Source organism: Candidatus Chlorohelix allophototropha, from assembly GCF_030389965.1.
Taxonomy (GTDB): domain Bacteria; phylum Chloroflexota; class Chloroflexia; order Chloroheliales; family Chloroheliaceae; genus Chlorohelix; species Chlorohelix allophototropha.
Map to the genome: position 1 here is coordinate 2121067 of NZ_CP128400.1, position 19537 is coordinate 2140603.

18 protein-coding genes are annotated in these 19537 nt (G+C 48.5%); 7 read left to right on the forward strand and 11 right to left on the reverse strand.

Annotated features, from left to right (window positions below):
* Positions 1–17: 17 nt before the first annotated feature.
* From OZ401_RS21735 to OZ401_RS21760, 6 genes are all read right to left on the reverse strand, one after another.
* On the reverse strand, positions 18–4043 hold the full coding sequence (locus tag OZ401_RS21735; RefSeq protein WP_341470629.1) for a PAS domain S-box protein: 4026 nt from the start codon (positions 4041–4043) through the stop codon (positions 18–20).
* A gap of 212 nt (positions 4044–4255) precedes the next feature.
* Positions 4256–5101, reverse strand: a complete 846-nt coding sequence (locus OZ401_RS21740; RefSeq protein WP_341470630.1) for a response regulator transcription factor — start codon at positions 5099–5101, stop codon at positions 4256–4258.
* A gap of 218 nt (positions 5102–5319) precedes the next feature.
* Positions 5320–6177, reverse strand: coding sequence for a response regulator transcription factor (locus OZ401_RS21745; RefSeq protein ID WP_341470631.1), 858 nt, complete (start codon positions 6175–6177; stop codon positions 5320–5322).
* A gap of 317 nt (positions 6178–6494) precedes the next feature.
* Positions 6495–6809 (reverse strand): hypothetical protein, encoded by a 315-nt coding sequence (locus OZ401_RS21750; RefSeq protein WP_341471856.1) that lies wholly within the window; start codon positions 6807–6809, stop codon positions 6495–6497.
* Positions 6722–7861 (reverse strand): MFS transporter, encoded by a 1140-nt coding sequence (locus tag OZ401_RS21755; protein WP_341470632.1) that lies wholly within the window; start codon positions 7859–7861, stop codon positions 6722–6724. Before OZ401_RS21755 ends, OZ401_RS21750 begins: the two co-directional genes overlap by 88 nt.
* 134 nt (positions 7862–7995) lie before the next feature.
* The gene (locus tag OZ401_RS21760; RefSeq protein WP_341470633.1) at positions 7996–8178 is read right to left on the reverse strand and encodes a hypothetical protein; all 183 of its coding nucleotides are present in this window, start codon (positions 8176–8178) and stop codon (positions 7996–7998) included.
* A gap of 86 nt (positions 8179–8264) precedes the next feature.
* Between OZ401_RS21760 and OZ401_RS21765 the strand changes: the two genes are divergently transcribed.
* From OZ401_RS21765 to OZ401_RS21775, 3 genes are all read left to right on the forward strand, one after another.
* Positions 8265–8768: a MarR family winged helix-turn-helix transcriptional regulator gene (locus OZ401_RS21765; RefSeq protein WP_341470634.1), complete on the forward strand. Its 504-nt coding sequence runs from the start codon at positions 8265–8267 to the stop codon at positions 8766–8768.
* An 86-nt stretch (positions 8769–8854) separates the two neighbouring features.
* Positions 8855–10459 carry an MDR family MFS transporter gene (locus OZ401_RS21770; RefSeq protein WP_341470635.1) on the forward strand — a complete coding sequence of 535 codons (1605 nt, stop codon included), beginning with the start codon at positions 8855–8857 and terminating at the stop codon, positions 10457–10459.
* Between the two features lie 118 nt (positions 10460–10577).
* Positions 10578–11459, forward strand: coding sequence for an alpha/beta hydrolase (locus OZ401_RS21775; protein ID WP_341470636.1), 882 nt, complete (start codon positions 10578–10580; stop codon positions 11457–11459).
* A 99-nt stretch (positions 11460–11558) separates the two neighbouring features.
* Here OZ401_RS21775 and OZ401_RS21780 read toward each other — a convergent pair whose 3' ends face one another.
* Both OZ401_RS21780 and OZ401_RS21785 read right to left on the reverse strand, forming a co-directional pair.
* Positions 11559–12011: a YdeI/OmpD-associated family protein gene (locus OZ401_RS21780; RefSeq protein ID WP_341470637.1), complete on the reverse strand. Its 453-nt coding sequence runs from the start codon at positions 12009–12011 to the stop codon at positions 11559–11561.
* A 24-nt stretch (positions 12012–12035) separates the two neighbouring features.
* Entirely contained in the window at positions 12036–12380 is a 345-nt protein-coding gene (locus tag OZ401_RS21785; RefSeq protein WP_425607643.1) for a DUF1801 domain-containing protein, read from the reverse strand.
* A 74-nt stretch (positions 12381–12454) separates the two neighbouring features.
* On the opposite strand from OZ401_RS21785, the gene OZ401_RS21790 reads away from it, so the two are divergent.
* The 3 genes from OZ401_RS21790 to OZ401_RS21800 all read left to right on the forward strand — a co-directional run bounded on the left by OZ401_RS21790 (position 12455) and on the right by OZ401_RS21800 (position 15348).
* On the forward strand, positions 12455–12580 hold the full coding sequence (locus OZ401_RS21790; protein ID WP_341470639.1) for a hypothetical protein: 126 nt from the start codon (positions 12455–12457) through the stop codon (positions 12578–12580).
* A gap of 249 nt (positions 12581–12829) precedes the next feature.
* Positions 12830–13696, forward strand: coding sequence for a hypothetical protein (locus tag OZ401_RS21795; protein WP_341470640.1), 867 nt, complete (start codon positions 12830–12832; stop codon positions 13694–13696).
* 233 nt (positions 13697–13929) lie between these two features.
* Positions 13930–15348, forward strand: coding sequence for an AlbA family DNA-binding domain-containing protein (locus OZ401_RS21800; RefSeq protein WP_341470641.1), 1419 nt, complete (start codon positions 13930–13932; stop codon positions 15346–15348).
* Between the two features lie 59 nt (positions 15349–15407).
* On the opposite strand, the gene OZ401_RS21805 is transcribed toward OZ401_RS21800, so the two are convergent.
* From OZ401_RS21805 to OZ401_RS21815, 3 genes are all read right to left on the reverse strand, one after another.
* Positions 15408–15716 (reverse strand): Nif11-like leader peptide family RiPP precursor, encoded by a 309-nt coding sequence (locus OZ401_RS21805; protein ID WP_341470642.1) that lies wholly within the window; start codon positions 15714–15716, stop codon positions 15408–15410.
* Between the two features lie 138 nt (positions 15717–15854).
* Positions 15855–17426: a tetratricopeptide repeat protein gene (locus OZ401_RS21810; RefSeq protein WP_341470643.1), complete on the reverse strand. Its 1572-nt coding sequence runs from the start codon at positions 17424–17426 to the stop codon at positions 15855–15857.
* 116 nt (positions 17427–17542) lie between these two features.
* Entirely contained in the window at positions 17543–18712 is a 1170-nt protein-coding gene (locus OZ401_RS21815; protein ID WP_341470644.1) for a tetratricopeptide repeat protein, read from the reverse strand.
* A 362-nt stretch (positions 18713–19074) separates the two neighbouring features.
* Between OZ401_RS21815 and OZ401_RS21820 the strand changes: the two genes are divergently transcribed.
* Positions 19075–19329 (forward strand): hypothetical protein, encoded by a 255-nt coding sequence (locus OZ401_RS21820; RefSeq protein ID WP_341470645.1) that lies wholly within the window; start codon positions 19075–19077, stop codon positions 19327–19329.
* The last annotated feature ends 208 nt before the right edge of the window (positions 19330–19537 follow it).

The window sequence follows — 19537 nt, forward strand, 5'->3', positions numbered from 1 at the left end:
CGACACGCCCGGTTTTGCTAAATCGGAATCCAGAAGCGGCAGGTAGTGCCTTTGTTTTCGGCGCTTTCGATTTCAATATCGCCGCCATGTGCTAGCAGACTCTTCTTAACAATTGCCAAACCTAGCCCTGTTCCCTGAATGTCTCCCACATTATCCGCCCGATAGAACACCTCGAACAACTGCTTCAGGTTTTCTGACGGTATGCCGATGCCCTCATCAATGACTGTGCCATGCGCTTGGGTAGCGGTATATTCCAGCTTGAACCGAATGGTGCGCTCTTTCGGGGAATACTTGACGGCATTGTACAGCAAGTTTGCCACAACCGGACGCAACAGCTTTACATCGGCAGCAATAAGCCGAGGCGGTGGCGCAATCTCAATTTGGAAGAAATGCTGCGTACCTGCCCCAAATCGAATTTCTTCCACCACCTCGTTACAGAACAGGCTTAAATCCAGCATAGTGGGCTTGCATTCCAACTTACCGGCTTCGGCTCTGTTCAGGAAAAGCATCTCATCCAATAAGTCCGTCATGTTTCTAACCGACACCACGATGCGTTTGTAAAGCTCGGCAACCCGCTCTGGGGTAAAACGCTCCATATATTTCTCCAGCAATTGTGCCGCAGAAAGAATAATAGTGAGCGGAGTGCGGAATTCGTGCGATGCCATCGAAACAAAACGGGATTTTAACTCTGTCAATTCGCGCTGCTTTTCGATGGCAGCCCGGAGTTCATACTCCAAATCCTTATGCCGGGTAATATCCCGAAAGGCAATTAATATATGGGTTTGCCCCTCCAGCATAAGCGCGTGCGCCCGCGCTTCAACCGCAAGCTGCTTACCGTTTCGCTTGGTTATTTCAAATTCAAAAAGGTAAGGTAACGCGCTATTTTCAGCCTTTATCATAACCGCAATAAACTGTTCGAAAATGTCGGGTGGAATTAGCTTGAAATCTACACCCTTTCTACCGATCAATTCTTGGGGGGAGTAGCCGAGTAGTTCTTCGACAGCGCGGTTCAGGCTGATAATAGTCCCCGCCCTATCCATCAATATAACGCTATCCGGAGAAAATTCAAACAGGGTTTTGAAGCGCGCCTGATTGATCAATTCCTCTTGCGCTCTTTTTAAGGCGGTTATATCGGTGGTCACCGAAAGCAAAGTTTCAATTTCACCGCTAGCGTTAAATTCGGGAATCAGGCGAGTTTGGAAATAAAACATTTGATCATGTACAGTTCCGTTTGTTTCGGTTACCTGCATAGTTTTGGTTTCTTCTACTTTTTGCGCCATCTCACAAACGCTATTCCAAGTACTCTGCGCCATGCCCATTTCGGTGCCGATTTTTCCATAAATTTGCTGCTGGCTACGGTGGCTGAATTTCAAAACAGCCGGATTACCATACACCATCCGCAATTGTCGATCCATCCGCATAATCAGGTCGGGCGAGTTTTCCACCAACGCTCTGAACTGTTCTTCTTTATCCCGTAGCGCTTCTTCGGCGCGCTTGCGTTCGGTAATATCAATGCTGAAACTTAAGGCACACATTTGCCCGTCTATCTCGATTAGGTCAAAGGAATTAAGCGCATCGATAGTTTCCCCATTTTTCTTGTACAATTTCGTTTCAAAATTATGGTAGTACCCTTTTGTAACCAATTCAGTTATTATATTTTTCCCGTTTTCAGGAATTTGCCAAAGGTGCAAATCCCGGAAATCATGCCCTATAAGCTCTTCCGGTTTGTATCCGGTCAATTCGACCCACTTATCGTTTACGTCAACGAAAAAACCATTATTCATGTTACCTAAAGTGATGGCGGCCGGGTTGGCGCGGAAAAGCTTGATAAATTTCTGCTCTGACTCTCGTAGCGCATCTTTCGCAAGTTTGCGTTCGGTAATATCCTTGAGGCTGCCGAACATCCGAATGACCCGCTCATGCCCAATATCCCACTCTGCTTGTCGAAGGAAGGTTATCCAGCGCACTTCCCCGCTTTTGGTAATTATCCGATACTCGCTTCTGAATTTTTCTGTGCCAGCAGCCGCTCTAAAGTTTTTACGCGCTTCTTCTCTATCATCCGGGTGAATAAGCATGAGAATATTATCTTGATCTATTTCACTAAGACGATAGCCGGTCAGGCGATAGAAAGATTCCTCGGTAAACCATTCGGGGGTATAAGTGCCATCCGGGTTTATCAGATAAGAATAGGCATAATCGGTAATAAGCTCGGTTACTTTGCGATAACGCTCCTCGCTCAAGCGCAATGCCTCTTTGGCGTGTTCGCGTTCGGTAATATCTATTGCCACCCCACCCACCAACCTTTGCTCGGAAAAATGAGGAAGGGGGAATTTATAGGAAAGCACGTAGCCAAGCGTACCATCGGGACGTGGGAAAGATTCTACTATTTCCACATTCTGTCCGGTTTCAGCTACCTGCCGAATCGTAGCAATAAAATCATCGGCGTAATCCTTTGGATAGATCTCATACGCGCTCTTGCCCGTAGCTTTTTCCACATCGATTCCGGTAACTCGTCCGTAGGTAGGGCTGAGGTAAACAATATTTCCATTGTCATCGGTAATCCAGCTTAAAGCCGGGCTATTATTCATAAAAGTTTGGAAGCGAGCTTCGCTCATACGCAAAGCTTCTTCGGCGCGTTTACGCGCGGTGATATTAATTGCCTGAATCACAAAGCATGCTTCGCCGCCTAATTCCATGCTTTCGGTGGAAAGCAGCATAATAAGGATTTCACCGTTTTTATTATAAAATTCAAGCTCATAATCAGTGAGCTTACTATTATTGGTTAAAGCTTCTAGAAATTTATCAGCCTGTTGCAGGCTTGGATACAACTTCTCTCTAGGGGCAATTCCCTGAAATTGGGCAAGGTTTTCCCGGCTAAAGCCTGTCTGCTTGAAAAAACTATCGTTAGCCTCAAGCAATTTAAAGTCGGAGGCTCTGAAAATAGACATTGAGATAGGGCTGGCGTAGAAAATTTTGGAGAAGCGTTCATTGCTTTTTTCCAGTTCCCTGATGCCGGCGGCGCGTTTTTTCTCGAAAGTAAACTTTTCCAGCGCGAAGGAAATGTTTTGCGCCATCTCATCCAGCAACTGCACAATTTCGGGGTCGAAATATTGGCTTTCACCGGAGTATAGAATTAATAGCCCGATTATTTCGCCGGACTCGAATAACGGGAAGGCGGCAGCAGCAGCCAGCCCTTTGGCTTTGGCGGCGATGTGGCAAGGTCTATTTGATTCTTTTTCGGTAAAACCGTTGGCAATAAAATGCTGCTTTTCGAGAAAAGCTTTGCCGCCTATTCCTTTGCTTTCCAGTTTTTCGGGGTCAATCGAAATTAGCAAAGTATCCAGATATTCCAAATCTCGCCCGTAGCAGGAAGCTTTAACCAGCACTTTTCGTTCATAATCCGGCGTTGCCACCCACGCCATTTTCATACCGCCAAATTCAACCGCTATTCGGCAAATTTCGTGGAACAAGCTCTCGCGAGAGTCGGTTCTGATTATCGCCTGATTGGATTGGCTCATTGTGGCATATAGCTTGCTGAGTTTCTGAATACGTTCTTCAGCCTCTTGGCGTTGGCACTTTTGATTCTCACTGCGCGGAATGACGTTAAATAACATCGCCGGGTCGTAGTTAGCCCGCGATATGGTTCCGGCTAACTCGCCTTGCTTGCCCGTAACTACAAGCTGCCCCAAATGGTGAGTTTCTAGCAAATTGTAAGCTTCAGGTAGAGGCATATCCGGCAGGGCGGTAATGAGCACACCGGACATAACGTTTTCAGCGCGTAGGTTGGCAAGCGCTTGGTTTTCGATTGTAAGGCGCAAAATGTCGCGCGTGGTAATAATCCCAACCGGGGTTCTGTCTGCTTCACTGACAATAACCACCGAATCAGCCGAGTGGTAGAGCATCAATTTGATTACTTCCAACAAAGGCGTTTCGGGAAAAGCAGTAGTCACTCCGGTATTCATTACCTCTCCGGTCATAAGCAACGGGTTATGTTCTAAGATTTGCTCATGCAAAGGATTGGCGCTTTTATTGGGATTATTCATCCACATTACCTCATAAAACGAAGGATTAGAAATAGCTGCGTGGCACCAATATTAGAGACAGCACTAATTATATGATTAGAACTCTAATCATATATAAAGTATATAGATTCAATTATAACCAATAAATACTTATTTAGTATAAAAATTACTGAGGAATCGGCAGGAATTTCAAAAAAATAGTACCTAGTCTAGAGTAGGATTTTCCTTTAGTACTAGGTATTAATACTTCCCGACCGGAAGCGATAACCAAAGCCTCTTTCAGTAATTATATAGCGAGGTTTGGAAGGGTCGGGTTCTATTTTCTGGCGCAATTGGTTGATACAAACATGCAAATATTGGGTTTCATTCTCGTATTTAGAACCCCAGACGTTGAACAAAATGTTCTTATGCGTGACAATCTTTCCGGCATTGTCAATCAGATAGTGCAGTAATTGGAACTGATGGGGTGAGAGTTTTATTTCTCGACCCTCTACCATAGCGATTCTAAGCTCAAAATCAACGGTGAGCTTGTGGGAAACAAAAACCGAGGGGGCAGGATGCGGCGCAGCAACCGGAGTTGCCTCCTGTTCGGGAGCAACCTCGTTATAAACCGCGTTGTTCTCATCCTGAATCGTGGAAATAAGCTGTTTGATGGAATTGGCAGCAGTAAGCAGTTCGGACGAAACAGACATAAGAATCGAAGATTTCAGGGAAGCATGTCTTTCCAAACGCACTCTAACTGCTTCCAGCAACTCATCCTGACTAAAGGGCTTGCTGATATAGTCCTCTGCGCCAAGTTGCATACCATGCCGTATGTCATCGTGCGTGCTTTTTGCGCTCAAGAACACAAAGGGAATGGTAAGGGTCGCAGGGTCTTTGCGCAGCGATTCTAGCACCTGATAACCGCTAATGCCGGGCATCATGATGTCAGAAATTATCAAGGCGGGTTGGAATTGTTTGGCAAGATTAATACCGGTTGTGCCGTTCTGCGCAGAAAGAACCTCGTAACCTTCAGCTTCTAATAGGTACACAAGGTTAGTTAATATTTCTAACTCGTCATCAATCACTAAGATTTTCATTGCAATCCCTACTCAAGTTTAGGTCAGCTTTGCACATTACAAAACTATCTCCACATATGGCAGGCACTTTTTATAGTAGAATTATAGCAACTAAATCTAAAGAGAACATTAAAATTCAAGCGATTATACTAAAGTTTTGTTATTAATTTTTTAAAGGAATATTAGTATAACCACGCTGGTGGGTTAAGCATGGGTAAAATGGCATAGAAAATTAAAAATTAGGTGATAGGGGTTGGTTCGGCAAAGCGATAGCCAAAGCCTCTTTCAGTAAGGATATAACGTGGGTTAGAAGGGTTTGGTTCTATTTTCTGGCGCAACTGGCTAATAAATACGTGCAGGTATTGGGTTTCTTTTTCATACTCAGGTCCCCACACCTTGAGCAGCACATTTCTGTGGGAAACAATCTTTCCAGCGTTCTCAACCAAATAGTGCAGTAAGTTGAACTGATGCGGTGAGAGTTTAACTTCATGCCCATTCACCGAAATATTTCTAAGTTCAAAATCAATTATAAGCTCGCCGAAATCAAATCTGGAAGTTGGTGGAACGGGTACGACAGCTTCCGGTTCAGGTTCAGGCTCATCAGAATTGGCGGCAACAGGCGGCGTTTGCGCTTCATCCTGCGCTCTGGATAGCATGTTTTTGATAGAGTTTGCGGCGGCGTATAGCTCGTTTGAAACGGGCATCAGTAAGGAAGCTTTCAGGGAGTTTTGTCTTCGCAAACGCGCCTTAACCGCCTCCAGCAGTTCACTATGGGTAAAGGGTTTGCAGATATAATCATCCACGCCGAGTTGCATACCTTGTCGAATGTTTTCGTGGGAACTTTTGGCAGTTAGGAAAATGACCGGAATGGCAAGCGTGGCAGGGTCTTTGCGCAGCGATTCTAGCACCTGATAACCGTCAATATCGGGCATCATGATGTCAGAGAGAATCAGGTCGGGAAGGAATTGGCGGGCAAGCTCAATACCATGCTTGCCACCTTGTGCGGAAATAACCTCATAACCGGCGGCTTCCAACATATAGCACAGGTTAATGCCAATTTCCACTTCATCTTCAATCACCAAAATTTTCTTGGTCATAATACTACTTACCAGCCCATCTTTACTACAACTATCTCCACTGTTGCCCTCTACATATTAAAACATTTTAATTCCAAAATAGGCGCGTAATTTCTACTGTAAAAACCCGCTGAATACGGGCAAGGGTTTTATAACACCCTGATTTACAGCTACAAATTAAAAAATCCAATAATTAACAGGAAATTGCCTGAACGCGCTTTTGAAGAAGGCAAGCGGAAGAGATATTCAAAACTTAAAGTACACGATTTTAGCAATACCTAAACAGAATTTTAGGAAAATTTTAGGTTTCATTAATTATAGTGAATAATATTACAGGGTTAATTTATTGTCAACAGACACAGGTTAAAGGGCGACTCACCTGCACCCCGAATGGGGCGAGCGTCGCCCCTACAGGTTAATTCTCTTAGAATGGGTGAGATGGTTTTAATTCGTAGGGGCGTGGCTCGACACGCCCGGTATTGATTGCGTATGTTGCCCCCATCTCGCTCGATTGCGCCACCGAACCGAAGGGCGCATCCCGGAACGCATTCCGATGCGTCCGGTTTTAACCCTTGTGTTGCCTGAGCGTAATGGCTAAGCCCAGTAGCGCCCCCAAAGCGGCTACCAGATACATGCCCGTCAGCCCGTACCATTCCAACGCCAGCCCTAACAGCCAGCTTCCCATGCCGATGCCCGTATCGTAGCCCAGATAAAATGCCACCACCCCGCGCCAACGCTCGTTCGGCGAAACCATCTCTACGTGATTAGCCATTACGCCGGGATGCAGGATGCCCATCGCCGCCGCCATCAGCAGCATATTTGCCAGCAATAGCCCTTCCAAGTCCACAAACGCCAGCCCTAGCAACGCCGCTGCCAACAGCAAAAAGGCGAAGGCTAGCAAGCGGCTGCGATCGCCCCGATCCTGCAAACGCCCGGTGGCAAGGCGCGTTAGGATGATGCCCACGCCGTAAATTGCGTAAGCCAGCCCGGTAGGTTCTAGCCCGCGCCGTTCGGTCAGAATCGGCAGAAATTGCAGGAACGCCCCAAAGCCCAAGCCCACTAACCATGCCACCAACATTTGCCAATACAGCACGCGCGGAATTGCCAGCATGACCCGCCAACTACGCTTGGGGCGGGTCGGTTGCGGCTCGATATGCAATGCCAGCGACAACGCGCCGCCTCCCAACGCCAACGCCGCTACCAGCCAGAAAGTACCTTTAACGGTGAGAACATCGAGCAAGCTGTTGATAAGGGCAGGCGCGAACGCCATCGCCACGTTTGCTGCTGCGCCGAACAACGCTAACGCCGCGCCCTGTTGTCCCGGCAACGCCAACGCCGAGATTAGGGCGGTTCCGGCAGTGGTAAATGCCACGTAGCCGAATGCTTGTAGCAAGCGCAAGCCGAAAAGCAATACCGGGTCGGTGGTTAGGCTCACGAACGCTGCGCCCACCATCAGCGAACCCGCTCCCAAGAGTAGCACTTGGCGATAACCCCAGCTATCGGTAAGAATCCCCGCCAGCGGTCGCCCCACCACCGCCGCGACTCCGAACGCGCCCAATATCACGCCGATTTGCCAATCGGGCAAGCCAATTTGGGTGAGGTAGCGCGGCAAGGGAATGAGCAAGGCGTAATAGGCGGCAAAAAACGAGAGGTTTGCCACCCAAACCGTCCAATATCCTTGCTTGGTGGGAGGAAGTAACTTCATTTTAGTATTCTAACCGATTTTTCCCCAAAACTTTCACCGCATCGGCGTGGTCGTTGCCGGGCAGCAACGGGATAAAGGGCGTATTCATGAAAATTAACAATTAAATCCGTAAAACGAGAATTGGGGTAAATCCATCAGATTTCACCATCAAACGCGGGCGCATCGCGATGCGCCCCTACGAACCCGAATCTCACGTGTTCGCGCCTTTGCCCCAATCCCGCCGATTGTGCCACCACACGAAGGGTGTATTCCGACACGCCCTCGATGGGTGGCTCTCTTTTCCTTCCCCCAAAATTAATCGTATATACTATTGACACATCAACGAAATCTTATTATCATTGTCATATCAATGGTTGATTTGTCAATCATTGTTGGGTCAATTATTTGTAAGCAAGGAAGCTCAATGTCAAACCAGATTGCCGGAAACGAGTCCGTTCATAAAGCTAGAATTGCATGGGAACGTCTCACCGAAGGCGTAACATGGGCGGGCGGGGCGCGTTTGCCGCTGATGCTGCGGTTGGCGCGGGCGAATAAAGTGGTTATTCCACGCTACGAAGAGCATATGGGCTTGAGTATTCCCCAAATGCGCATTCTAATTGAAGCGCTCGACCCCGATGGCGTAATCCAGTCCGCCTTGCACAAATATTATGGGATTGACCCCGCTTCTATTAGCCGTACCTTGCAAGCGATGGAGCGTGATGATTTGGTGACGCGCCGCGTGGATGAACAAGACAGCCGCAATATGCGCGTGTTTCTCACCGAGAAGGGGCGCGCCATCGCCGAGTCTTTCCCCGAACGCATCGCCGAATTTGAGCAGCGCATGGTGGCGGGGCTTTCCGATGAAGAAATCTTGCAAATGCATCGTTTGTTCGAACATATAGAAAATAATTTAACCGGAAATGAGTAAACAAGAGGTTTGAGGTAAATCTACCAGATTTTACCATCAAACGCGGGCGCATCGCGATGCGCCCCTACTAAAAAGGATTATAGAAATTGGTTATTAAAGAAACAGCGGTAGAAAAGCCGCAACACTCAGAAAACAGACATTTGGTACTGGCGTTGTCCGGCATAATCATGAGCATTTTGCTGGTCGCGCTCGATCAAACCATCGTAAACCCGGCAATGCCCCGCATCGTGGAAGAATTGCAGGGCTTTTCGCTGTTCGCGTGGGTTAGCACCGCCTATCTGCTCACTTCTACTGCCACCATTCCTATCGCGGGAAAGCTCGGCGACATGTTCGGGCGCAAAACCTTGTTGCTGATTGCGGTGTTTGTGTTTGTGGGCTTTTCTGCCTTGAGCGGCGCGGCTCCCTCAATGGTTTGGCTGGTAATCTTCCGCGCATTTCAGGGTATCGGCGCGGGTATGCTGCAATCCAACGCCTTCGCGATGATTGCCGAACTCTTTCCTAATCCCGCCAAACGCGCCCGCTGGCAAGGTTTTATCGCCGCCGCTTTCGGCTTTTCCTCCTTACTTGGTCCGGCACTGGGCGGCTTTATCACCGATAATCTCGACTGGCGTTGGGTCTTTTATGTAAACGTTCCGGTGGGCGTGGTGGCAGTTTTGGCGCTCATCTTCAATTTGCCCAAATCTACTCCTAGCGGAGCGCGTAAGGTGGACTGGCTTGGCTCGTTCTTCATGACCGGGTCGGTGGTCAGCTTGTTACTCGCACTCACTTGGGGCGGTCACACCGAGCCAAACGGTTACGCATGGAACAGCCCGCAAATTTTGGGCTTGTTCGGCATCGCAGTGATAATGCTGCTCGTCTTCCTGTTCGTGGAGACTCGCGCCGCCGAGCCGATTATACCGCTGAAGCTGTTCACCAATAAAGCGGTGAGCGTCATTGCGGTGGTGAGCTTTACTACGGGCGCGACAATGCTAGGCGCAACTCTGTTCATCCCCCTCTTTATACAGGTGGTGAAAGGGCAATCCGCCTCCAGTTCCGGCGCACTCACTACCCCGCTGGCATTGGCAATGGTCAGCGCCAACATCTTGACCGGGCAGTTCATCGGGCGGGTGGGACATCTCAAATGGCCCTTCATCAGCGGTAGCATCATGGCAGTGGTGGGTATGTTGCTGATGCTCACCATTGATACCAATACCTCCCTGTTGGCGGTTACGGTCTATATGATGGTAATGGGCTTCGGGCTTGGTCAGGTAATGCCGAGCATGACCATCGTGGTGCAAGAATCAATCTCGCGGCGCGAATTGGGCGTGGGCATTTCCAGCGTGCAGTTCTTCCGCTCTATCGGTAGCACTATGGGCGTGGCGGTAATCGGCACAATCGTTACCAACAGCTATGCTTCGGCAATCACCGCCGCGCCTGCCGCTGCCGGGTTGCCTGCCAAATTGTTGGAGACTATCTCAGAGCCGCAAAACCTGTTGAACGCGAAGGTGGCTGCCAGCTTGCCCGAATCGCTGGTGGATACGGTGCGCACTTTGCTGACCGCCGCCATTCACAGCGGCTTGCTGGTTTCAACCGGAGTAGCGGTGGTAGTATTTCTGGCGGCGCTGTTCGTTCCTTCCATTCGCATCAAATCCGGCGGAAAGAAGCAAAAATCCAGCGAGCCTGCGGTTGCCGAGAAAGAATTGGTGGCGTAAGGTTTAACCCATCGCGGGCGTGTCGTGCCACGCCCCTACGGGTTAATTCTCTTGGAATGGGTGAGCGGTTCGATGCGCCCGGTTTTAGCTAAAAATATTTTCACTTGGCACATCTAATATGAAGCGTCAATCTATTTTCAAAAGCAAGCTCTTGCGTCTTGCGCTGGTCTCGCTAATTTTCTCTCTCGCCTTTGTTTATGTTGCCATGTCTGTTTATAGCGCGTTGTTTCTTACGGTTGTATCGGATCGCGCGTTAGGCTCGCTCACCCCCGCTTCCTACAGTTTGCCTTATGAGGAAGTAGCTTTTTCCAGCCCTGCCGAAGATAAAATAACTATTCGCGGTTGGCTTGTGCCTAAAGCTGATAGCCCGCACGTCCTAATTTTGCTGCATGGGCAAAACGCCAATCGTAGCGCGTCCCTACCGATTAGCAAGCCGCTATGGGAAAAGGGCTTTAACTTGCTGTTGCTCGACTTGCGCGGACACGGGCAATCGGACGGTGAGCGACATTATTACGGGCAGCGCGAACAATATGACCTCGTTGGGGCAGTTAGCTATCTGCAAAATCGGGGGTTTAAAGCGGGCAGCATCGGCATAATGGGCTGGAGTTTAGGTGCATCGGTGGCGATAATGGCGATGAGCCAGAGTGAGGGCATCCAAGCGGGGGTTAGCGATTCGGGCTTTGCCAGTCTGGGCAACATGCTCGGTATTTGGAGTCCGGGCGTATCGCTGATAGGTCGCCTAACCACCGGGCTAGATTTTGATAAGGTTAAGCCGGAAGCGGCGATAAAACAATTGGGGCAACGTCACGTATTTATAATTCAAGGGGATAGCGACCGGAACGTGCCGCCGGATAACGCCTACAAGTTGAAAGAGGCGGGGGGCGCAAACGTCACCCAGTTCTGGATGCTGGCGGGGGTGGGACATGTCGGGGCATACAGCAGCAACCCAGACGAGTATATCCGCCGCGTTACCGCTTTCTTCGCTACCGAGTTGAAATAACGGGTTTGTTGAAGAAATTACCTAGAGTTATGTAAAGTAAATCAGGTTTAGGTCGGGTAAAAAGAAACCAGAAAGAATTAATAATTATTAGCTTTGTGTTTAGCTCTGAGTACGCCCCTCCCGCAACATACCAACCGCTTTGACGATTCGTTGTTGCCGGGTTTCGGCTTTTTTGGTTCCCTCAATCCAGAGCAAATACTGGCGTTTGTGGCTATAAGATAGGCTATCAAAAAACTGTTTGGCAATTGTGTCCTGTTCAAGCAGCTCTGCAAAATCGGGCGGTAAGGTCACCTCACGCGGGGCGGTATCGAGTTCTACAGTAATATCTACCTCATCGCCTGCTGCTACGCCCGCCCCGAGGCGATTTTCTGCGCTGATACCCAGTAAAAAGACTCCACCCATAAAGGCAATGCTACTACGGTAAGTGTAGCCGTTAATCGTGACATTTACGGCGGGACGTTTACTCGAACCAAGCGCCTTTACGATTTCCTCTGGAACCTCTACACCAGTGGCAGTCTTACCGTGAAGCTGTACTTTCGCCCGAAATTGCATAAAAATCTCCTTTGCAGGCTAATTTTAGATAGTATTTGCTGCCTGTTTAAAAAGGCTTGCTAAAAAATCGTAATCCACAGCCTGCCCCTTGCGGATTTTGATGGTTTTTCTTTCGGGAGGTCCCGATTCAAAAAAGCCTTCGGGCGCTTCCAAAGCAGTGGCATTAAAAATGGTAAAGCTTACCCATTCCTTGGCGGTGCCGATGACAGCGGCGTATTTGCCATTCTTTAAAAAATGGGGTTTGCCATACTGTATTCGTTCTGCCACGTCTGGAATAGCTTGCTGGATGTCCTGCCTAAGCTGATTACAAATTGTTGCCTGCCAATCTTGGCTAATTTTTTCAATGAACTCGGTAACCGCTATATTCAAACTCATTTAAAAAACTCCTTCATTATCGGCGCAATAACCGCCGGGTTTACATTATGCTCCTGCTCAGGGAGGGTTTGATACTACGCAGCAGGGAAAAGCTTGGCGAGGGTTTGTGCCGTGTTTTGCATCCACTCCCAACTTGCGCCACTTACACCTTAAAGCCCGATAACGATGTCACCGTTAGCGGGCAAAAGCTTTAGTATCAAAAGCTACACTAATAGTATAACGCCTTCCCGCCTTTAACAAGGTTTCGCATAATTCCGCCATGCTTGCCTGTACCTCGTATGGGGTGACGGAATTAAATTCTTTTTCTGTTTCTTGTAAAAAAAGACCTCACGCTTATACGGGTCTTTTTTTTGCGTGATGTGACACTCGCTACCTTTGTAAATCCTATTCCACACTATACTAAACTCATTAAATATTGGACAAAACTATAGGGAGCTAAGCAATTGAAAAAACTGACTATTCTAATTCTATTTGTTTTAATGCTTGCCGGGTGTGGGGATGTGGCTACTTCAACCGCTATACCACCTACTCAAACGCCAGCAGCAACCGCTACACCTGCGCCACCGCCTACGGCAACACCCCTTCCTACCGCTACTCCAGATATTATTGCTACCGTATCCGCAATATCTACAGCCACAGCAGTGGCTCAAGCGACCGCAACAAGCAACGCCTTAGCTACTGCCACCGCTCAAACTCAGGCAACCGCTACTGCCGCCGCTCAAGCAACCATAAATTATCAAGCAACTATCGCCGCTCTACCAAAACCCAAGACTTTCACAGGAAACGGAAATAAAGTAATAACGGGTATTACGTTATCTAAAGGTATTGCTCGCATCACCGGAAACTATAAGGGTAGCAGCAATTTTATCGTTAAATTTATGACTAGCTCCGGCGATCTTATAGCATATCCACTTAATGCAATTGGTAATTATTCGGGTGTCCAATATGTGGCAGTTGAAGCAACAAGTGACTATGCTATGGAAATACAATCCAGCGGTGCTTGGACAATCGAAGTTGCGGATATTGCTAATGTAAAAGCTGAAGGGTATTTAACTGGACCTTATAAGGGTAGCGGGGATTTTGCTTTTATTATGGAAGTGCCTAAATCCGGGCTTTCAATATTTAAATCTTCGTATAACGGTAAAAGTAATTTTATCATTACAATAATGAGCGCGTCGGATGGTTCTATGATGGCTTTATTGGCTAATGCAATTGGTGTTTATCAAGGCGAAAAATCTCAGAAAATCGATAAGGGATATTACTTTGTAAATATCAAGGCTCAAGGTGACTGGACGCTTGAAATATCTTAGAGAGTGAGAGCTTACTCTTTATTTAAAAAAGAGCTTGTTGGATGAAAAAGAATCTCCCCTCTTGTTGAAGGGGACTGAAACTAGCATTTTAGAGCATAACGTTTTGACATTGTGCTCTAAACCTACATTCCAATTGCCCCCCTTCAGCCTCCCGCCTAATAATTCCGCCATGCTTTCTGCTATAATTCCATCATGTTTGACGGAATTAATGACGGAATTAATGGCGGTATTGCATGGATATTGCGGAATTTGAAGAATTGCTGGCGGGCGGCGAAAACGATACGGTTGAGTTCAAGCTGGACGCGCCACGCTATCCCGACATTGCCAATCGGCTGTGCGGTTTTGCCAACGGTGCGGGCGGATACCTCATTCTGGGCGTAGAGGATAAGAGTTGGCGCGTGGTGGGCGTGAAAAATCCGTCAGAGGCGAAGGATTTATTGCTGCAAGCGGGGCGTTATTGCAAACCAGCCTTGCCGATTGAGCCGGAAACGCTGGATTATCACGGCAAGAAAGTGCTAATCGTGAGTGTGCCGCCCAACGATGGCAGGCTCTATCAGTCGGGTGGGCAATTTCTGGTGCGGCGTGGCACGCACACCATCCCGATGGAAGCGGAAGAAATCGAACGCTTCTTTCATCGGCGCGGCAGCCTCTCGTGGGAATTGCGCCCCGTGCCGTTCGCCACACTGGACGACCTCGACCCGGAACAGGTGCGCGAGTACGCCGAATTGCGTCAGAGCGGACGGCGACAGAATGACGACCTCCCCCGCCTTTTGCTGAAAACGGGCGCAGCGGCAGAGGATGGCGCGGTAATACGTCCCACCAACGCCGGGCTGCTGCTGTTCGGGCGCGACCCCCACGAGTTCTTGATGCAAGCCGAAACGGTCTGTGTCCTTTTCGGGGACAGTTTGGGCGCGCGTCGTTTCCTCGACCGCCGTATCTTTCATGGCACAATCCGCGACCAAATCGAGCAAGCCGAAGCTTTCCTCCAACGCCACATGATAATGGCGGGTCGCATAGAGGGATTCAGTCGCATTGACGAGCCAGAATATCCCATCGGGGCGTTGCGCGAGGCGGTGGTGAACGCGCTGGTGCATCGCGATTACAGCTTGAGCGGGGAAGCGGTGCGGATTTTCTTCTATCTCGATCGGGTGGAAGTGCATAGTCCCGGCTTGCTGGTTCCCGGCATTCGGCTGGACGAGTTGCAGCATGGCGCGTCCGCCTCACGTCCCCGCAACCCCACGCTGGCGAACATCCTGCGCGAGTTGCCGGGCGGTTACATGGAACGACTCGGCACAGGCATCAGCTTTATGATTAATCAGATGCGCGCGGCAGGGCATCCCGAACCCGCTTTTGATGAGCGCGGCGAGTTTGTCGTCACTTTCCGCAAGGCAAACGCCTCCCGCCAAAGTGCGCCCCCGCCTCCAATCGCGCCCGAAGCGGTGAAGATGACCGCCCAAAACCTGACGGCACAATCGCTGCGACAGGCGTGCGCCCTTGAGTATATCCAGCAGCAGGGCGCAATCACCAACCGCGAGTATCGCGAACTCACGGGCGTATCCGAAAGCACCGCCATGCGCGACCTCGAAGCGTTGGTAGAGCAAGGCACGTTACGCGCATCGGGCTATCGCCGCAGTCGCAAGTATCTGCGCTAAAAAAGGGTTGAACGCTAGGCTCAACCCCTTTCTCATATCCTTCAGAGAAAATTGGCGGATTAGAATTTAAATCCAACATTATACCATTTGATTAACGCAGCCTGACCGCCAATAATTTTGTGGTCGGGTTGCTGGAAAAATTCGGAAGCGCCCCCCGCCACATGTTCCAAATCATCGGCAGAAAGCTCAGGGGTGAGCTTCGACTGTAGCGCATCTTTCCAATCGGCTTCGGAGAAGGCAAATCCGGCGGCGGATGCCATTTTCAACAAGCTTTTCACATCCCCGGTGGCAAGGCTGTCAAAGTGCTGTTTCAAGGCAGCATTTACCTCAAGTTGTTCGATAAAGGCTAGGGCGGTTGCTTTGGACATAGCGTACACCTCCTATGCGTGGAGTGCTAATTTTTTCAAATCCCCACACTATAAATCATAGCATGCTTTTAGCGGTTTGAAGCTAAGAAATTGGTCATGGGGCGTGGGAGAGTACAATAATGAAGAGCAATTCGCGCCCTACAACTTCATCAACTCCGCTTTAGCATCCTCATCTCCCAAGTCGGCGGCTTTTTGGAAATCGCGCCGGGCTGCCTCTTTATTATTTAGCTTCTTATAAGCCAAACCCCGCCCGTAGTAAGAAAGATCATCATTAGGATCGAGACGAATGGCTTGGTCAAAATCCTGAATGGCGCGTTGGTATTCTTTTAGTTCAAAGAAAACACTGCATCGGTTTTGGTAAGCAAGAACATAATTAGGGTCAAGACGTATAGCTTGGTCATAGTCCTGAATAGCACGTTGATACTCGTTTAGATTTTTGTAAGCTAAGCCCCGGTTGTTGTAGGCAACTGCTAAATTAGGGTCAAGGCGTATAGCTTGGTCATAGTCCTGAATGGCACGTTGGTACTCGTTTAGATTTTTGTAAGCTAAGCCCCGGTTGTTGTAGGCAACTGCTAAATTAGGGTCAAGGCGAATGGCTTGGTCATAGTCCTGAATAGCACGTTGGTACTCGTTTAGATTTTTGTAAGCCAAACCTCGGTTGTAGTAGGCGATGGCAAAATTAGGGTCAAGGCGAATGGCTTGGTCATAGTCCTGAATGGCACGTTGGTACTCGTTTAGACAATCGTAAGTGCTACCCCGGTTGTGGTAGGCACTGGCTAAATTTTGGTCGAGGCGAATAGCTTGGTCATAGTCTTGAATAGCACGCTGGTATTCTTTAAACTTATAATAAGCGTTACCTCGATTGTAGTAGGCGATGGCATCATTTGGGTCGAGTCGGATGGCTTGTTTATAATCCTCAAAAGCTTTCTGCTCTTCTTTGATTTCACCGTAAGCGAAAGCACGCCAAAAGTAGTAATCAGCTTGCCCTTTATTGAAATTAATGGCTTGGCTGAAATCGGCTATTGCTTGCTCATAGTCGCCTGTTTCCCTGTAGTTTGTACCCCGCTCATAATAAGCGTTGGCAATTTTCGTTCGTACTTGCCGATGTCCCGCATCCAGCGTTAGCAAGCGGTTACCTAGCCGAATTGCTTTATCCCACTCCTTCGCCTTTTCCGCTGCTTCCAATTGCGCAAACAGTTCATCAAATGGGTCAGAATCGTGGGTGGGCAGCGATGCAGGCGGTTTTGTTACTTTGAGCGTTCCCGCTACCGCAATGCTGAGACTTTCGGCGCGTAATTGCAGCGATTTTATCAACCGCTCATGTCCACGCTCATCGTAGTAGTTAACCCACTGCCATTCTTTGAGTCGGCGCGGTATCTCGCAATCGGTCAATTTGAGGGGGATGATAAATATCCGATTTTCCGGCATGTAATCCGCGTAGCTTAACGCCACCTTGATTTCGCGCTGCACGTAACCCTCTTTGTCAATGGAAGCGGGGGAGAGGCACACCAAGATTATATGGCTCTGCTCTACTGCTTTCTCGATTTCATCGCGCCAAGTCTGCCCCGGTAGCAATTCTTCTTCGTCCAGCCACGGGTGAATCCAGCTTTCGGCTTTGAGGCGTTGGTACAGTTCGCGCACCGCCTTTTTATCGCCAGAAGAGTGGCACAGGAATACTTTTAGTTTGGAGTTGTCGCTTGCCGCTGCCATAGATGAGTGCTTTCTAAACGCAATAAGGTTGCCTCGCTGTTTAACGCTGATTATACCGCATGCTTAAACTGACTGCTAGAAGGCTCAAAAGCGATTTAGGAAGAACAATTTGCTCCCTACAACTTCATCAATTCCGCTTTAGCAGGCTCATATCCCAAGTCGGCGGCTTTCTGATAATCGCGCCGGGCTGCCTCTTTATTATTCAGGCTCATGTAAGCGTTGCCCCGGTTGTGGTAGGCGAAGGCATAATCAGGCTCACGGCGAACGACTTGGTCGTAGTCCTCTATCGCGCGCTGGTACTCTTTTAGATCAAAGTAAGCGATGCCTCGGTTGTAGTAGACATTAATATACTCAGGGTTGAGGCGAATGGCTTGGTCGTAGTCCTGAATAGCGCGCTGATATTCTTTCATTTCAAAATAAACGTTACCTCGGTTGTAGTAGGCATCGGTATAATTAGTATCGAGGCGAATGGTTTGGTCGTAGTCTTGGATTGCACGCTGGTATTCTTTAAGATTCTGGTAAGCGATGCCCCGGTTGTAGTAGGCAGTGGCATCATCTGGGTCGAGGCGGATAGCATGATCGAAGTTCTCAATCGCGTGCTGGTACTCTTTTAGATCAAAGTAAGCGATGCCCCGACTGTTGTAAGCAAATGCATTTGGGTTGAGGCTGATTGTCTGAGTTAAGTTTTGGATTGCGCGTTGGTACTCCTTGAGTATAACGCAACTGGAATCAGGTTCATTCTGAATAAGAGCAAAATTAGGGTTGAGGCGAATGGCTTGTTTATAATCCTCAATAGCTTTTTGCTCTTCTTTGATTTCACCGTAAGCGAAAGCACGCCAAAAGTAGTAATCAGCCTGCCCTTTATTGAAATTAATGGCTTGGCTGAACTCGGCTATTGCCTGATCATAGTCGCCTGTTTCCCTGTAGCTTGTACCCCGCGCATAATAAGCGGCAGCAATTTTAGCCCGTACTTGGCGGTGTCCCGCATCCAGCTTTAGTAAGCGGTTGCCCAGCCGAATTGCTCTATCCCATTCTTCTGCCTTTTCTGCTGCTTCCAGTTGCGCGAATAATTCGTCAAACTGATCCGGTGGGTTTGTAACAAGCGCAGATTGAGCAGTTTGCAAACGCCATTCTAGAACAGCAATTTCCCTTTTGGTATCTTCAATTTGGGTTATCAGGTATGGTGGAGCATGGAGGCTACCGAATTGAGCATATTGCTGCTCTAATACTAACAGACGGCGTTCGGTTTCATCCAGTATATTTTGCAAATGGTCTTTTTCGTTCATTGTACGGTACTCCCTTTTACTGGAATGCACAAAGAGTGGCACAGGAATACTTTTAGTTTGGAGTTGTCGCTTGCCGCTGCCATAGATGAGTGCTTTCTAAACGCAATAATGTTGCCTCGCTGTTTAACGCTGATTATACCGCATGCTTAAACTGACCGCTACAACGAGGTAAGATACGTTATGTAAAGTTACTTCTCTGCCTCTCCTTACAATAATTAATTTTCTGTGAATATTGATGGCTAAATCCGGTTTAGAAAAGTAACTTAAACTACTTGCTATTTAGCTTAAGGAGAGTTAATCTATAAGGGAGTTAAAAATCGCGCCGGGCGATCTTCTTCTATCCCCGGTAAGGGAGAAACACTATGACTACATTAGTTGACAACATTTACACTTCAGCAGCAAAATGGGCTACTATGCGAGCCGACCTAATCGTGCGCAAAACAGGCGTGAATTTCGACCAGATTCTGGAAGATTGCGTACTGGAATTGGACAGTGGGCCCGAAGGCTTCACCGCCCCTACCAGCGTAGCCGGCAGCATTTGGGATGAAATTATAACCAGCAACGTGCATTTTTCCCTTGCTGAAAAATCTGAAATCCTCAAAATTGCCAGACGCTAACCGCGTTTAACGACAACCGCTTCGCTCGGATGGTTCCAGAGCAGTAACCACCCCCTAATTGTGAACATTGAATACGGGATATAAGCCGGGGTCTGAAAACCTCTCTCCGGTAGGTATATTTTGCCAAATGCAACCTTAAAGCCGAGGTTTGCTTAAGGTGCGCCTGTTTTGTTACACTCCTCGCAGGCGCATCGACTCTGCCAACGTC

Bases quoted from the DNA above. Each gene is read 5' to 3' on its own strand.
- OZ401_RS21735 (WP_341470629.1), bottom strand. From the start codon at position 4,043: ATGAATAATCCCAATAAAAGCGCCAATCCTTTGCATGAGCAAATCTTA.
- OZ401_RS21740 (WP_341470630.1), bottom strand. From the start codon at position 5,101: ATGAAAATCTTAGTGATTGATGACGAGTTAGAAATATTAACTAACCTT.
- OZ401_RS21745 (WP_341470631.1), bottom strand. From the start codon at position 6,177: ATGACCAAGAAAATTTTGGTGATTGAAGATGAAGTGGAAATTGGCATT.
- OZ401_RS21750 (WP_341471856.1), bottom strand. From the start codon at position 6,809: ATGGTACGGGCTGACGGGCATGTATCTGGTAGCCGCTTTGGGGGCGCT.
- OZ401_RS21755 (WP_341470632.1), bottom strand. From the start codon at position 7,861: ATGAAGTTACTTCCTCCCACCAAGCAAGGATATTGGACGGTTTGGGTG.
- OZ401_RS21765 (WP_341470634.1), top strand. From the start codon at position 8,265: ATGTCAAACCAGATTGCCGGAAACGAGTCCGTTCATAAAGCTAGAATT.
- OZ401_RS21775 (WP_341470636.1), top strand. From the start codon at position 10,578: ATGAAGCGTCAATCTATTTTCAAAAGCAAGCTCTTGCGTCTTGCGCTG.
- OZ401_RS21780 (WP_341470637.1), bottom strand. From the start codon at position 12,011: ATGCAATTTCGGGCGAAAGTACAGCTTCACGGTAAGACTGCCACTGGT.
- OZ401_RS21800 (WP_341470641.1), top strand. From the start codon at position 13,930: ATGGATATTGCGGAATTTGAAGAATTGCTGGCGGGCGGCGAAAACGAT.
- OZ401_RS21805 (WP_341470642.1), bottom strand. From the start codon at position 15,716: ATGTCCAAAGCAACCGCCCTAGCCTTTATCGAACAACTTGAGGTAAAT.
- OZ401_RS21810 (WP_341470643.1), bottom strand. From the start codon at position 17,426: ATGGCAGCGGCAAGCGACAACTCCAAACTAAAAGTATTCCTGTGCCAC.
- OZ401_RS21815 (WP_341470644.1), bottom strand. From the start codon at position 18,712: ATGAACGAAAAAGACCATTTGCAAAATATACTGGATGAAACCGAACGC.
- OZ401_RS21820 (WP_341470645.1), top strand. From the start codon at position 19,075: ATGACTACATTAGTTGACAACATTTACACTTCAGCAGCAAAATGGGCT.